12 protein-coding genes and 1 pseudogene are annotated in these 15,663 nt (G+C 52.8%); 1 reads left to right on the top strand and 12 read right to left on the bottom strand.

Annotated elements, in window-relative coordinates; genetic code table 11:
• Positions 1-28: 28 nt before the first annotated feature.
• The 10 genes from F560_RS0115450 to F560_RS0115405 all read right to left on the bottom strand — a co-directional run bounded on the left by F560_RS0115450 (position 29) and on the right by F560_RS0115405 (position 12,980).
• Positions 29-850 carry a carbohydrate ABC transporter permease gene (locus F560_RS0115450; RefSeq protein WP_019006655.1) on the bottom strand — a complete coding sequence of 274 codons (822 nt, stop codon included), beginning with the start codon at positions 848-850 and terminating at the stop codon, positions 29-31.
• Positions 847-1,779 (bottom strand): carbohydrate ABC transporter permease, encoded by a 933-nt coding sequence (locus F560_RS0115445; protein WP_019006654.1) that lies wholly within the window; start codon positions 1,777-1,779, stop codon positions 847-849. Before F560_RS0115445 ends, F560_RS0115450 begins: the two co-directional genes overlap by 4 nt.
• Positions 1,780-1,851: 72 nt before the next feature.
• The gene (locus F560_RS0115440; RefSeq protein WP_019006653.1) at positions 1,852-3,177 is read right to left on the bottom strand and encodes an ABC transporter substrate-binding protein; all 1,326 of its coding nucleotides are present in this window, start codon (positions 3,175-3,177) and stop codon (positions 1,852-1,854) included.
• Between the two features lie 145 nt (positions 3,178-3,322).
• Positions 3,323-4,414: a GerAB/ArcD/ProY family transporter gene (locus F560_RS0115435; protein WP_019006652.1), complete on the bottom strand. Its 1,092-nt coding sequence runs from the start codon at positions 4,412-4,414 to the stop codon at positions 3,323-3,325.
• A gap of 4 nt (positions 4,415-4,418) precedes the next feature.
• Complete coding sequence (locus F560_RS0115430) at positions 4,419-4,667, bottom strand: hypothetical protein (RefSeq protein ID WP_019006651.1); 249 nt, start codon at positions 4,665-4,667, stop codon at positions 4,419-4,421.
• A 7-nt stretch (positions 4,668-4,674) separates the two neighbouring features.
• Positions 4,675-5,865 (bottom strand): Ger(x)C family spore germination protein, encoded by a 1,191-nt coding sequence (locus F560_RS0115425; protein WP_019006650.1) that lies wholly within the window; start codon positions 5,863-5,865, stop codon positions 4,675-4,677.
• Positions 5,866-5,882: 17 nt separating this feature from the next.
• Complete coding sequence (locus F560_RS0115420; RefSeq protein WP_019006649.1) at positions 5,883-7,394, bottom strand: spore germination protein; 1,512 nt, start codon at positions 7,392-7,394, stop codon at positions 5,883-5,885.
• A gap of 287 nt (positions 7,395-7,681) precedes the next feature.
• Positions 7,682-7,825, bottom strand: a complete 144-nt coding sequence (locus F560_RS25630; protein WP_019006647.1) for a hypothetical protein — start codon at positions 7,823-7,825, stop codon at positions 7,682-7,684.
• Positions 7,826-7,837: 12 nt separating this feature from the next.
• Positions 7,838-9,283, bottom strand: a complete 1,446-nt coding sequence (locus F560_RS24230) for a hypothetical protein (protein WP_019006646.1) — start codon at positions 9,281-9,283, stop codon at positions 7,838-7,840.
• A gap of 229 nt (positions 9,284-9,512) precedes the next feature.
• The gene (locus F560_RS0115405; protein ID WP_019006644.1) at positions 9,513-12,980 is read right to left on the bottom strand and encodes a BadF/BadG/BcrA/BcrD ATPase family protein; all 3,468 of its coding nucleotides are present in this window, start codon (positions 12,978-12,980) and stop codon (positions 9,513-9,515) included.
• Positions 12,981-13,158: 178 nt separating this feature from the next.
• Here F560_RS0115405 and cls point away from each other — a divergent pair, with 178 nt between their 5' ends.
• Positions 13,159-14,568, top strand: a complete 1,410-nt coding sequence (gene cls, locus F560_RS0115400; RefSeq protein WP_019006643.1) for a cardiolipin synthase — start codon at positions 13,159-13,161, stop codon at positions 14,566-14,568.
• Between the two features lie 77 nt (positions 14,569-14,645).
• Here the strand turns inward: cls and F560_RS0115395 are convergent.
• A pseudogene (locus tag F560_RS0115395) lies at positions 14,646-15,353 on the bottom strand (polysaccharide deacetylase family protein); the annotation flags it as partial.
• 170 nt (positions 15,354-15,523) lie between these two features.
• On the bottom strand, positions 15,524-15,663 hold a 140-nt coding region (locus tag F560_RS25970; protein ID WP_019006641.1), incomplete at its 5' end, for a DUF5348 domain-containing protein.

Below are 15,663 nucleotides of genomic sequence, written 5' to 3'. Positions count from 1 at the left end.
GATGCGCCTCGTCCCGGAAATCCGGAAACTAACCTTTGACCGCGCCGGACGAAAGTCCCGTAATGAAATACCGCTGCAGGAACAAGTAGATCGCGGCCATCGGCAGCGCGCCGATCAGCGACCCCGCGGCCACCCAGCCGATTTCGTTCGTGTATGAGCCGAAAAAGCTGGACAAGGCGACCGTAAACGTGCGCAGCTCTAGCTTTTGCAGGAAAAAGACGGAGAATTGATAGTCGTTCCAAACGGCCACGCCGGTCAAGATGACCACCGTCGCCGTGATCGGCTTCAGCAGCGGCAGAATGATCCGGTAAAACAAGGCGAGCCTTCCGGCGCCGTCGATCATGGACGCTTCGTCCAAATCGCGCGGTATCGTGCCGATAAATCCGGTATAGAGGAAAATCGTCATCGGCAAGTTGAACGTGACATGCAGCAGGACGATGCCCCAGTACGTGTTCATGCCCCCGATATCGACCATATATTTGTACAGCGGCACCAAAATGGTGAGCGGCGGCACGATCAAGGCCGACACGAACAGCGCATAGACGAACTTGTTCCAGCTTGTTTGCCGCCGGGCCAGCGGATAAGCCGCGACCGAACCGATCAGGACGATCAAGAGGACGGAGAGCGCAGTGACGATGAGATTATTGCGGAAGGCGGCGGCCAGATGGGCTTCGCGCCAGGCGTTGACGAAATTGTCCAGGTACAGATAGCCGGGAAGCACCCACTTGGAGCTCAAGTCGTCGCGGGCCTTGAACGAGGTCGTGATCAAAATGTAAAACGGCAGCAGATGAATCAAACAAATCAGGACCGAAAGGAAGGTCAGCCACCCGGTTTTGCTTTTGCCTGTCATGCCGATACCTCCCGTCTTCTTAACATTACAAGAGCCGCGATGCTGATCACGGATATGATGACAAACATGAGCACGCCGATCGTGGCTGCGTAACCCGCATCTTCGCGGCCGAAATAGAGCAGGTACATCATCGTGGAAAGCGACGCGGACGCATAGCCGGGACCGCTGTTTGTCATGGCCGCGATCACATCGAACAGCTTCAAGCCGCCGATCAGATTGAGCACCATGCTGACGGTGAACGACGGCGCCAGCAAGGGCCACGTCACGCGGAAGAACCTCGATACGGGACCCGCGCCGTCGATCGTAGCGGCTTCGTCGTACTCTTTCGGAATCGACTGCAATCCGGCCAGAAACAGCACCATGGCGATGCCCAGATACTGAAACGTATTGACGAACGTAATGACCCATACGTTCGCTTTCGGATTGCCGAGCAGATTCGCGGGCTGGTCCTGGAACAGCAGCAAAATGTCGTTAATCGCCCCGCCGTCGTATTGAAAGAAGAAGTACCATATATAGCCCATAATCAGGGCGCTTATGATCACCGGCAAATAGACAACCGTTCGGACGACGCCGCGCGTGCGGATGCTCGTGTTCAGCAAGAGCGCATAAAGCAAGCCGACCACGTTCTGCAAAATCGTGCTGCCGATCCCGTAGATGAACGTGTTTTTGACAACGGTTTTGATATCCGGATCGGCAAGCAGGCGGGAATAGTTGCCGAAGCCGATCCACTTGAAGTCCTGGTTGTAGCCGTTCCAATTCGTAAACGAGATTTGAATGCCTTTCAGGAACGGATAAAAAATAAACACGGCAAAAAGAAGAAGCGCCGGTGCGTATAGCAAATTCAGCGGCGCGCCGCTGCGGACGAGCCTTTTGACATAACCCGCTTTGGCAGGCGGCGCGGTCGAAGCTTGCCGAACCGGTGCGGCCATATGGGCATCCCCTCCTTGGGCATAAGGTGGCTTGGCGAGCAAACGGGAGGGTTCTCCCTCCCGTTCGGCCGATTATTGGTTGCGGAGACGTTCATATTCCGATTTCATCTTTTGGGAGAATTGTTCCGGCGTAACGCCTCCTGCAAGCAGCGCGGTACCCGTTTTGCACATGACGTCCCACATGCCGTTCGGCAAATAAACGCGGTCGAAGTACGGGAATACGCGTACGTTTGCATATTGCTCGTAGTAAGATGAAAATTCGTGGCTCGATTCGATGTTTTTCAATCCGGCCGGCAGTTTGGTGGCGTTCGCGATTTTCGACATATTTTCGGGCTTGGCGAAAAAGGCGATCAGCTTCTTGGCTTCCGCCAAATGTTTGCCGTCTTTCCACGCCCCCATCGTATAGCGCTCGCCCCCGGAGAAGTTCGGACTGTCGCCGGCCACCATCGAAGTGACGGGCATATAGCCGATTTTCACGTTCGGGTTCACTTTGTACACGTCGTCCGCGAATGAGGGTCCGCCGATCACGAACGCGACTTTTCCTTGCGCGAACCGCTGCGGCATGTCGCTGAATTTGGCGGTCAGCACGTCTTTGTTGAGGTAGCCTTTATTTTTCAGTTCCAGCAAGCTTTTCGCGAGCGGCGTCCATTTGTTCCAATCGAACGTCCCGTCAAGCAGGCTTTGCGCATCGTTCTGTTCCGGGCTAATCAAGAGCGACGTCGCATATTGGTCGAGGAATTGGCCGATCATGTAGTTGTCGACGCCGGACATGTAGAACGGAGATACTTCGCCTTTGCTTTCGGTTTTGATTTTTTCGGCCGCATTCATCAATTCCTCGAACGTTTGCGGCGGCTGTATTCCGTATTTTTCCAGAACATCGGCATTGTACGTAATGCCGTCTTTGGCTTCGCTCAGAACGAGAGCGTGGACTTTGCCGTCCTCGCCGGTGACGACCGGCTTGATCGTATCGGTCAATTGCGATACCCATGCTTCATCTCTGAGATCGGCCAAATATTGGCCGTAGCGGATGACCGCCCAACCGTGGGTATCGAATACGTCGGGCAAATCGTTCGCCGCCATCTTCACTTTCAGAATGTTCTCGTACTCGGAGCCCGGGAATTGAAAGTCGACTTGAATATTCGGATTTTCTTTCATAAAGTCGGCGGCAATGCTTTTCATCATTTCCTGGTTTTTCGTTTCATTCATCGTGCTGTAAACGGTAAGCCGGATTTGGTCGCCGCCGCTTGAAGCGTCAACGCTTTCCGGATTGGCCGGGCTGCTGGCCGGGCTCTGGCTTCCGGCGCTTCCGTCCGCTCCGCTCGGCCGTTGCGAACAGCCTGCAAGCGCTACCGAAAGGATCAACAGTACGGCGGCTATGGCGTTCATCGTCGTTCTCATGCTGTCGTTTAACCTCCCTTTTGCTTGGTCTGCCATGATTGTTTTACAATTGTATCGTAACACGGTTGGTAACGCTTTCAAGCGACACGATTGTTAGGTGTAAGCGCTATATTTTTTTGAGGAGTCTCCCTCTAGACTCCAAAGATCAGCTCTTGATCCACAAGCGTCTTTTCACCCACGCTATGCAGAACAGCAGTCCAGGAATGATCACGAATAAAGTGATAATGGCCAGCGTCACGGACGTGGCGATCGCATGCGTCAGTTCCTGAAAATTGGGGGCGACCCACATGCTGAACAAAATCAACAGCAACCCGAGCGGGAACACGATCGGCCGGTAATCGGACAGGTTCATCCATTGGGCGGCGCCGAGAACGGTCACGTAAAAAAATACGCAGATTTTCACAAACGCCCCCAACACCCAAATGGCCATGAACAGCGATTCCAAATGGGTGAAGAAATCGGCCAAATTGATGTACCTGGCAACAGTCAGAAAGGGATAGGTATAATTACCCGTTAACTCTCCCAGGAGCAGCAGGGTCACCAGATTGGAAACGATCAGGGTCAGGATGACCGCCAACAAGGAGATATAGACGCTTTTTTGCGACTTTTTTTGATCCGCTACAAACGGAAGCAAAAACGATGCCGTGAGAAATTCGCTAAACCAGGTCTGCAGGACGATGGCCCCCTCAATAGAAGGCCTAATCCCTTCCGGCATGATGGGAAGCATGTTCGTCACCTGCAGATCCGGAATGATCGGCACCACGATAAGCAAAAATAACGTAATAAAAGCGGGCAAAATGAGCTCGGAAAACCTTCCCACAATTTCAACGCCTCCGCGTGCGGCTATGGCGCATACCAGCACGATACTGCCCGACACCACGATAAGAGGGGTACGAATCAGGAAGGCGCCGACCACGAATTCGCTGTATTCCCGTACGATAATCCCGTTGAAATACAAATAAAATAACGGGAAAATGAACCCTATGATTTTTCCGGGAAACCGGCCGACGATGCGTTCGCACGCCTGAACGATATTCAGTCCGGGATACATGCGATGGAGCCGCAACGAGACAAAAATGACGATCAGCCCGCAAAGGGCCCAAATCGGCGAAATCCATAAATCCTGCTTCGCAAATTTGAACGTAATCGCAGGCGTAGTAAGAATCGCTGTAGGGAGGATGGCCAAGTACAGCATCTTTCCCATTTGGGATGCGGAAATTTTCCCTTTTTCGATCATCTTTTTATCCGCTCCTTTTCTCGATAAAATGATCCATCCATTTCACCAGCGGTTTGTACAGGGCATCAAGGCCTTGCGTTGGTCCCGGCATTTCCGGATAGAACACGAGCAACAAAGCCAGAGCCCCCCCCACGGCGGTTAAAACAGCATAGGCGGTTTTTTCCCTTTTCATTTGCGGTTTCAGTTGCGGCCATTCGTACCGGACCATAATAACCAGAACCGCTGCAATCCCCAAGACCGCCGCCCAGTCCATTTTTTGCTCACCTCTGATTCGGCTTAAATAGGTTTTTGCCTGTCAATCCCGGCCTGGAAATTTTAGGGTTGGCCTCCAACTTGACTTTCACCTTAGGAAAAATGTCGTCCCAGCGATCTTTGTTTTCATTCCATTTTTTCGGATATTTGCGGTAAAAAGCGTCGGCAAAACGGAAAATATCGGCATTTAATTCTTTTTGCGCCTTTGCCAAGGCCATGTCCGTGCGTTGCTTCATATCGTATCCCAATTCCGTTTCCAATTTTTTAATATGCTTCGGATTCGAAAGATCGAGATCCGTTGTATTTTCAACGATGTCGTCCCGGGCGTTTATTCGGACGGTGATGCTCCATTCGTCCCCTTGAATATGCGGAATCAATTCCGTATGGGCTCTTAGCAGTTGGATAGAAACATATCCTTTGGTGTTGTTCGGGGAAATGGTTAAGGTGCCTTCTTTGATTTCATTTCGAAGCCACATGATTCCGCGGGTTGCGCGATCGTTCACGCTCCCGACCATTTTCCCGTTTTTCAAGACTGCCGTTCCACGAATAAGCGGAAACGAGGTCGGATTTTCCTGTTCGGATTCGATCTCCACCAATGGGACGACAGCCGCCTTGGCTCTGCCGGCCATCATTTGCGCCAGTTCTTTCATCTTGACATTCAGTCCGGTTTGCGACTTGGACATTTCCCGCAACATATCCGCAACCGAACGTTCAATAGGGGGATTCAGCAGCAGCACATCTTTCGCAGCGCCTTTGCTGACGAATACATTTGCGCGTTCCCTCGGAGCGTAGTGCCTCGTCAAGAATTCCATCGGTTCGGCAAGTCCCTCTTTCGCCAATCTTTCTCCAAAAACAAACACCTCGTCCTGCCCCCAAAACATCCTGCGGCTGAGCAACTGCTGCAATCGGGATGCCGCATCCGCCATGTTCAAGCCTACCGCCGAACGAACAACCGACAGTCCGGCCGCTCCTTTATCGGGGCCAGAGGTCCCTCCCATCTGTTGAGAAGATGAGGAAGGGGACGTCAAATAGATTTTGACGGACAGTTCCAGTTGATGATCCTCCGTCAGATCCAAACCGGCTGCCGTAATAATGGCCAGATCGTTCAGTTCCGTCCGGTCCCAACAGCCGGCAAGCAATAACGCATGGATAGAAAGGGTAACCAGGACAAGAACGCTTTTTCGTTTTGTTGTACCCATGAAAATCCCCTTCCGAATTAACCTCCGTTATTCCCTTTAGGGGGTCTTGGCCGTTGTCCGGGAGCTTGCCGATAGGGGTTCCATTCTCCGGTCAGGTGCGGACGCGTGTTCGCCATCCAACGCGGTACCCGCAGAAGCACGTCTTTCAGCTCGCGGCTCTTCATCGGAGCCAAAGGCGACAAATAGGGAACCCCGAAAGAACGAAGGGTGAGAAGATGATTCAAAATCACGATGATTCCCAGGATCAAGCCGAGAAAGCCCAGGAACCCCGCAAGAAACATCATGGGGAAGCGAAGGAGCCGGATGGCAATTCCCACGGTAAACCGGGGCGCCATGAACGAAGCGATCCCCGTAATGGCCACCACCATCACCATCGGAGCGGATACGATGCCGGCCGCAATGGCCGCTTGACCGATGACGAGCGCCCCGACAATGCTGACGGCCGATCCGATTTGCTTGGGCAGTCTGGCGCCGGCTTCGCGCAGCGCTTCAAACATGGATTCCATCAGAACGGCCTCCACAAGGGCGGGAAACGGTACTTGTTCACGCGATTGCGCCACTGTTAATAAAAGAGTGGTCGGAATCATCTCCTGATGAAACGAAAGAACGGCGACGTACAGCGAAGGCCCGAGCAAAGAGATGGCAAAAAACAGATAACGCAGCCAACGGATCGCCGAACCGACTACATACCGCTCATAATAGTCTTCGGGCGATTGCAGCAAGGAAAAAAAGGTTACGGGCGCGATCAGCACGCTGGGGGTTCCGTCGGCGATGATGACGACATGTCCTTCCAGCAAATAGGCGCTTGCCACATCCGGCCGTTCCGTCGAAAGAACCTGAGGAAAAGGAGACGCCGGATTGTCTTCAATAAATTCCTCGATATAAGCGCTCGCCAATAAGCCGTCGTTCTCGATTCGCCGCAGCCGGCTCATCACTTCCTCGACCAATTCGGGAGCCGCAATCCCCTCGATGTAAGCAATGGCGACCGCCGTTCCGGAATACGTGCCGAGGTTCAACGATTTGATTTTCAGATTCGGACTTCGGACTTTCCGCCGCAGCAAAGCCGTATTGGAACGCAGCGTTTCAATGAAGCCTTCCCTTGGCCCCCGCAAAACCGACTCGGCCGTCGGCTCTTCGATTGACCGTTTCTCAAATTTGGACAATCCGAGCGACAATCCCCGGTTTTCTCCTTCCATGAACAGGACGGGATTTCCGCCGGATATTTCGGCAATGACATCATCTACGCTTTGCACATCTTTGATGGACGAGACGGCGATTTTTTTGCGAATGTTCGGAAGCGTATGCTCTTGAGGGAAATCCTGCTGAAGCGGCGCAAGCACATGCTGGTCGACCTCTTCGATATGCGTAAGACCATCAATGTAGATAAGCACGGCTTTAGTTCGTTCGCCAATGAAAAATTCGTGAAAAATGACATCGGTACAATCGGCATAGACGGCCTGAAGCAGCTGAAGGGTTTCGTTCAGGTTTTCGGAAAAACCTATTTGGGGCTGCGGATTATTGACCTGCAATCCGTCATTTGCAGGCGGCCGCCTTTTGCCACGCAGCAAACGGCTCAAGAACGTTTTTTTTTACCCATAACAATCCCCTCTTTGAAAAATTCGGCATCATCGTTGTTCTTCCTAAGTATGGATTGTTCACGCACCAAATATGCAAACAATTGGCGTATGGACTAATTTTTTCATGCCTGCCGCGTTGAGTTAGGCATGGCTGGAGAAGAAACGACAAAAAGCCGATGCATTCCCATGAACAAGGAATGATCGGCTTAATCTCAGCGAACCGTGCGAGGTAAAGGCGTTTACGTAACGCAACGATTGTCTGACCGGGCTTGGGGATCATCCCCTTGCGGGTGAACGGTCGATTGTTCGAACTCGGGAAGGTTTTGCTGTTCGATTTCCGGATGGTCGGGCGAATGGATTTCCGTTTCACGGTTTTCCGGCATATGGGAAGCCTCCTATACTCCTTGAATTTCCTCTTTGTTTCGATGGAACGTAAATCGGTTGGGCATACCGCGCATGCCATAGATTACATTTGCCGCTGTACAAGCTACGACATGACGGCTTGTATGCAGCGAATTTGTTATTTTGGATCGGCCTGCTGCTTTCACAAGCTGCTGAACCGTCAAACCTTTTTTCATTAAGGCTTCTTCAAACTCCTTCTGCGCAGCCTGTTTGGCCTTGAACAGCATCATCTGGATCCGGCTGTAAACGTTGACCGCCCCATCTCCCGTTGTCTCGATCGGGAGAAAGATCGCGTCGGGATATTTCTCGGTAATCAGCGACTGAACTCCGTCGGATACGCCGGAAGAAGGCATGCAGCCGAATGGCTTGACGGAAATCGTCATATTTACTTTGCGCTTGACCACATTGAGAATCAGTTTCCCGACTTCCATATGGCCTTCTCCGCCGCGCAGATGGTTGTTGTAGTGTTCATGGGCGACACGCGCGATTTCTTCCATGTCGGGCAGGTGATAATGATACAGCCCCATGGTTTTGGCGTACCTTTGGAACATGCCGCGGAGGACGCGGTCGGCGAGCCACAGCATGCGCAGGCGCAGCGCCGGATTTTTTCCTTTCAGTCCGTATTTTCCGGAATCCGCTTCACGCAGGTTCATTCGCCTCAGGGTGTCGAAGCGGCCCGACCAAATGAGGAACAAGATCCAGGCCGTCACCGACTGTACCTCAACCTCCGCTCCCTCGGTCTCCAGAAACCTCTGCAGCTGATAGTTGCCGTCGCCTTCGGTCGTCATGGCCCAAAACTCGCCGATGATGCTTACTTTCGGCTTCACCTGGGTGCGGTCTACCTGAACAGCCTGCAGCTCCTTGCGGCATCGAATCAGCGCCGGTCTCAGCCGCTTTCGCCTGCTTAAGGCTTCGTACAAATACTGCTTGCAGCGCTCCAGAGCGGCGTCCGTCGAACCGGCCGCCACTTCATAGGGCCGGATGCGGTAAGCCAGCGCGTTTAGAATATCCCCCAGCAGAACGGCTTTCAAAAAGCTGAGGAAAAACGACGTGTTCAATTTCAGGGCACATTCCCCTCCGGTAGCCTGTTTCAAGCCGTCCGTCTGCTGGAACAGCAGAACCCGAAAACCGTCAAATCCCGCATCCCGCAGCGCTTTCCGGTATTCCGTAACATAGGTGCCGAAGCGGCAAGGACCGCAGGAACCGCTCGTGATGAACAGGTAGTTGCGGATAATCTCCTCCTTGGATTTCCCTTCGACTTCGTGAAGGTAATGGAGGTGCTTGATCAAATTGCCGTCGGTGAAGTACGTCGGGTTGCATTGTCCCCTATTGCCGAACTCTTTCCCGTAGCGCAGCGATTCGTTATCCGGGCAGTCCAGATGCTCCACCCGGTACCCGAGCCCTTGCAGCGCTCCCTCGATCAAATAATCGTGGGCCATCGTCAGTCCCCCGAACAGCAGGGTCGTCGTGGATTTGTCTTTGGACAGAAATTGGCGGGGGACGGGATCGAACCATTGGTTCTTGTTTGCCTAATCCAAGCCTAACGCCTTTTCCTGTTCCTTTTGATACAGCAGCAGTTTCTCTTCAATGGACAGCCGATCCTCGGACTTATCCTTGTTTTTGGCAATCGCCATGCTTGGTGTCGCTCCTTTTTGATTTTTTGAGTATCTAGATAACCCCGGCTCGCTCGTTTTGCTGACTGCCCAGCAATTCGGCGCGTTTTTGATCCAGACGTTGTTGCAATTCCGCTTTTTTGCGGGCCAAATCCTGCAGCCGCTCTTCATGAAGTCCCAGACTGTGCGCGTAGGTCTTGACCCGGATTTTGATCGAACCGCTAGGCTTGTTGGCGTCAATATCATGCAGCGCCGAGAACGGAGTGCCTGCGGCCGAGATAATGGAGTCAATCAGCCCGTAAGTGGGGGCATCGTGTCCGCATTTGAAGCTGGACAGGTCCAATACCGCCACATGGGGATGGCGGGCGGCGAATTTGGCGGCCCATACCTTCTGCACACTGTTGGAACTGAAGTTTTCCGGCCATACGTCCGTAACTTCAAGCGCGTATTGCACCCGGCCGCTCTGCAAGTCGCCCTCGAAAAAACGGCGCAGCCAAGCCTCGTCCTTGGGAATGGACCGCATGGAAAGAACCGGGTAGCCAAGCACCTGAAATTCCTCCAGAACGCCGTGATTCAGACCGGGGTCGGAGTGGTAGGGACGGCCGATCATCAGAATGGCGAGGCGGTTTTCCCGTTCCACCTGCTCCAGGATCATGCGGCCCTTCTCCTGCATTTCATCGTCAAACAGCTGCATCGCTTTCCATCCCTGGTTCACGGCAAAGTCGCTTTCGTCCTCCGTGATCTGCAAATGCTCCGCGAATGCCTCATACAGCTGTTTCTTCAACAGGTTCGGTTCGGTAAACGTAACCGCCGGATCCAAATAAACGATCCCTTTATTTGCAAAAAAGTTTACTTCTTTCGTGAAGGCAGCCTTGATCACATTCGGAGCGCCGGCCACAATCGGGCAGCTGGCGGAATCCATTACATTGTTCAGATGGGTTGGAATATGGGTGATGCACGGGAAAAAAACATAATCGAGCGGCGTTTTTTCGTGGTGTTTGAACAACAGGTTATGCACATGAGCCTGCGCCACTTTCGAAGGGTAGCAAGGATCGATGGAGCCGTATTTGCCCCCTTCCTGCCACATCTCTTCGCTCGTATAGTCGCTGAATACGATGTTCCGTTGGCCCACGCCGAGCGTCTCGAGATACGTTCGCCAAAAAGGCGCCGTAGACCAAATGTTCAGCACCCGGGGAATCCCGATGCGGAGCTTGCTTCTCCGATCCATGGCCTCGGCTGAAGAGCGTTTGAATTGTCGGCGGTACCGGTCTTTTCGCATTCCGCCAAGCCCAAGCCAACCACGTTTAAGCCTTGCGTCATCCACCGGCGCATCCGATTCGGGCAGCGGATCCGGATCGTAGAAATGTTGAAACATACGGCGTGCTTCGTATTCCACCAGGTTTGGATAATGCTTTTTCAGTTCTTGCCGCTCCCTGGTCAATTTGACGACCGCATCTTGGTCTTCCACCGTTCCTTTTTCACAACTGAAGCCCGAGATGTAGCGTGCGGTTTTTCCGTCCGGCGTCTCGGAATCGATAAAGGTGCGGCTGCAGTGGTTCGGACAGAAATTGCACCGGGTCGATTCGTCGTTACGCGATACATAACGCAGATTAATAGCGGTATCCAGTCCCAAAAAGGTGGAATACCCCCGCCGTTTCACCACGCGCAGCGTTTCCATGGCGGCCCCGATCGCTCCTGCTTCTCCGGGATGCGGATGAACGTACACTTCGGCGTCGGGCACACGCTGTTTGATATAGTCGACCTGCGCCTTGACCGCAGCCAAATTATATTGGGTTCCTCCCTGCAATACGAATTTCCGCCCCAATTCGGACATGCGGGGAATCTGCACGACGTACTGCCATACGTTTTTCGGCAGCACCATGGCGAGACCTGCGAGCAATTCCTCCTTGGAATAACCCTCCTTCTGAAAATTCACCCGATCCGCATCCAAAAATACGGCGCAGCCGTAGGAAAATTTAGGACTTAAGCCGGCGCTGAAGGCGGTGTCCGCATATTCCTGAACCGGAATGCCGAACTGATCCGCCATCGCCTGCAGCAGCATCCCGTTCCCGGCGGAACATTGATTGGACAGCTTGAAATTGCGGATATCCCCGTTTTTCAGAAACAAGACCTTGATGTCCTGCCCGCCGATGTCGCAAATCACGTCGATATCGCCAAATTGATGGACGGCGCTCATCATGTGCGCGACCGTCTCCACAATATTCACATCCGCATTTAATGTTTTTTCCAGCACATCCGCGGCATATCCCGTCGCGCCAAAACCGATGATCTCCAAATCGGCTCCCTGGTCTTTCACCTTATCCCGAATCCGCTTCAACATTTCTTTCGTGTCTTCAAGCGGATTGCCTTTGGAGAGCTGATATTCCTTCAGCAGGATGGTTCCTTGCTCATCGACCAAAACGGCTTTGGAGGAAGTCGAACCGCCGTCAAGACCAATCGCGGCTCTCACCTTCTGCCCAGGTGCGAAAGAGGCCGGAGTGAAACGGGGAATGCGATATTGCCGGCGAAATTCATCCAGTTCCGTCTCGCTGGTGACCAGAGGAGGCCCCGCTTTCTCGCCCAGCTTCGCCTTCCGGCCATGGGCAATAAATTCCTTGAGCCCTTCCAGTCCGGAATAGGTGCCGACGCCGGCCGGTTCGTGCATGCCAAACAACACGGCGCCGTAAGCCGCATAGTACTGCGAATTGTCGGGCACAAAAATCAATTCTTCGATGGGCATATCTTCGGGATAAGCATATCCCCGATCCTTCCAAGTCTGAGGAATCCGCTTCCGCCAGCATTCTTGCAGGAAAGGCAGATATGTATTCGGTCCGCCCAGCAGGAGCACGCGGTGCCTCAGCGTATTGCCGCGTGTAAGGACGGAAAGGTTCTGCATGACGATGGCATCCGCCAAAGAGCACATGATTTCAGGCGACGGAATGCCGCTTTTCACCAGATTGACGATATCCGTTTCCGCGAACACCCCGCATTTGGCGGCCACATGGTGCAGCTTGCTGTCGTCGAAATGCAGCTTTCCCACTTCTTCCATGGGCATTCCAACTTTGATCATGCACTTGTCGATGGTGGCCCCCGTCCCCGATGCGCACTTGTCGTTCATGGAGGTCAGCGCTTGCTTATTCCCCGTCTCCTCGTTCTCCTTAAAAATGATGATCTTCGCGTCCTGTCCCCCTAATTCAATGACGCTCCCGACATCCGGATGAAGATGCTCGACCGCCATGGTGACGGCATTCACTTCCTGCACAAACTTCGCGCCAATATGCGGGGCAATGGGACCGCTGCCGGAACCCGTCGCAAAGACGCGGATGTTTTCTTGTTTGATGTCGGGAAATTCATTGCCGATCGCAACCAGCATGTCCAATACTTTTTCCGCTTGTTTCGTATGGTGGCGTTGATAGTCCGACCACAGGATTTGTTTATTTTCGGGATCCACAACAGTGGCTTTAACGGTGGTTGAACCCACATCCATGCCGATGATTAAATTGCCTTGCTTGCCGTATCCCATAACGGTCAACTCCTTTTTCCAGTCCTATGACATGGTTAGGTTGTACATATGGGACGATTTTATCCCAAACCGGAAGTTCCCATGTCGGGTTTGAACTTATTTGGGACAAGTTAATCAGAGCCCATGCTTATTAAGCGCACAAATACGCTTTGGCGGCCATGGAGGAGAGACGATACCCTTGCTCTGGATTATTTTGGCCCTCTTGCTTATGATCAGCCAAATGGCAGTCGTTCTCATTAATGAATATTGCCGTCCGCAAAAGGCGGTCGCCTGGCTTGTCTTGCTGTACGTTTTTCCGCTTGTCGGCTTCGTGGCCTATGGATTCGTCGCCAAAGAATATTCCCGTTTCCATCCCGCAAACCGCAAAGTGAACCGAACGCTGGCTCCTCTAAAAGAACAGATTGCGAAGCGTTGCATGCGCCGGATGGCGCTCGAACCGGTCGGGCCGCCCGGCAACGACAGTTTATATGCGATGCTGCAAAACCAAAATTTCCTTCCCATTACCGCAGGCAATCAAACAACGGTTTATTCGGAAGGGAAGGAAGCCTTTGAGGCGATGTTTGAATCCCTTTCCTTGGCGAAACATCATATCCACATTGAATTTTACATCATCCGCGACGATGGGCTTGGCGAGAAATTTCAACAACTGCTCATTCGCAAATCGCAGGAGGGAGTGAAGGTACGGCTCTTATATGACGGGATCGGATGCCATCGATTGCGGAAAACGTATTTGCAGGAGCTGCAGGATGCCGGCGTGGAGACCGGTTGCTTCGCTCCCCCGTTGTCCGCATTCCTGAACAAGCGAATCAATTATCGCAATCATCGGAAAATCGTGGTGGTGGACGGACAAGTCGGCTTTATCGGAGGCTTAAACATCGGCGATGAATATTTGGGAAAGAATGCGAAAACAGGCTATTGGCGGGATACCCATTTCAAAATACAAGGCGATGCGGCGTTGTGGATTCAGTATACCTTTGCCAAGGATTGGTTCTGCGTCAAACGGCGCTTGCTGACCGATCCGGTTTATTATCCCGTTCAGCCGGCGCAAGGAAACGAGCTTATCCAAATCATCAAAAGCGGCCCGGATGAAACCATTCTCGAGCTTATTTTCACGTTCGTCGCTTCCGCGAAGAAGCGAATCTACATCGAAACCCCTTATTTTGTGCCCGATTCCGGCGTATTGTTGGCTTTAAAAACGGCTGCCATGCGCGGAGTCGATGTCCGCATCGTCATTCCTGCCGTTCCGGATACGAAGCTTGTCTACTGGGCTTCCTTGTCCTATGTTCAGGAAATGCTGGACGCAGGCGTACGGGTTTACCGATATCAAAAAGGGTTCATTCACGCCAAAGTCATCCTGTGCGACGACGTCGCGTGCGCTGGCAGCGCCAATCTGGATATGCGCAGTTTTACCGGCCAATATGAGATCAACGCGATGTTCTTTGACGATCAGGTTGTCAACCGCCTGCATGCGGATTTCTTTTGCGATCTGAACGAATGCGAAGAAATAAAGCCCGAGGAATTCGGAGCACGGCCGGCTTCCCTGAAGGCGAAGGAAACGTTCGCGCGCCTTCTGTCCGCTTTGTTTTGAACGCGCCGCCCTTTTTCCCATGCGAAAAAGGATTCCCAAAGGAATCCGTTCGTTTGGTCAATATGAACACGTTCCCTTCAAGGCGATATGTCAAGCAACTCGGGAACGGTCACGAGCTTGACGCCGTCTTCCCTCAGCTTCTTGATCATTTCCGGAAGAGCGTTCACCGTCCCCGACAAATCTTCGCCGGCTCCCCCTGCGGCATGCTGCAGGACGATCGATCCCGGATGGACATGCGCGAGAACGTTGGTGGCGACCTGCTCCGTGCTTAACCCTTTCCAATCCAGCGAATCGACATTCCAGTTCACGATTTTTTTGTGCTGGCTGCTCAGCCAACGGATTTGATCCTCATCGATATTTCCGTATGGAGGTCTTACAAGATGAGGGGTATACCCGGTGTATGTCCTGATCAGGCTGTCCGTTTTCGTGATTTCTTCCCGAAAGGCGGAGTTCGACAACTTGGGGAGGTTGGCGTGGCTGTACGAATGGTTCCCGATCACATGCCCTTCCTGAACCATGCGCCTTACGATATCCGGATGGGCTTCGACCCGGTTTCCGACGACAAAAAAGGTTGCCTTTACGCCTTCTTTTTTTAAGGCATCCAATACCTTCGGAGTAAAGTTCGCGTCGGGCGCGTCGTCGAACGTTAAAGCCACTTCGCGCTTTGAAGCGGGACCGCTAAGAAGAAAGGTGCTGCGGTATTTGCTGCGCAAGTCCGCAAGGGACATCGGGGAGGGCTTCCGAAGCTGGCGTTCCGGCCCGCCCGCCAATTTCGGAGTTAACGATTGCGCTTTAGGTGTCGAGATTCCGGTTCGGTTGAGCATATCCGTGTTACTGCCAACCCATATTGGCCGGAATATGACAGTGTTAGGTGTCCAAGGTTTGCCAGAAATCGTGTCCTTAGTGAAGAGATAAGAGGAAAAGTCAGCACGGATGACTTTCCCTCTGCTTGTCGTTAGACGAACCGGACTTGGTAAATATCTTTACTCCTCAAGTTGAATCGCGCTTCTCTCATGATGACATACCAATTCCGGTCAAGCTCAAGCCGGCACCGAATACCGCGATCACCAACGCGTATCTCAAAGCATTCGCCAC

This window comes from Cohnella laeviribosi DSM 21336 (assembly GCF_000378425.1).
Taxonomy (GTDB): Bacteria; Bacillota; Bacilli; order Paenibacillales; family Paenibacillaceae; genus Cohnella; species Cohnella laeviribosi.
This window is presented reverse-complemented; position numbering and strand designations above follow the sequence as displayed.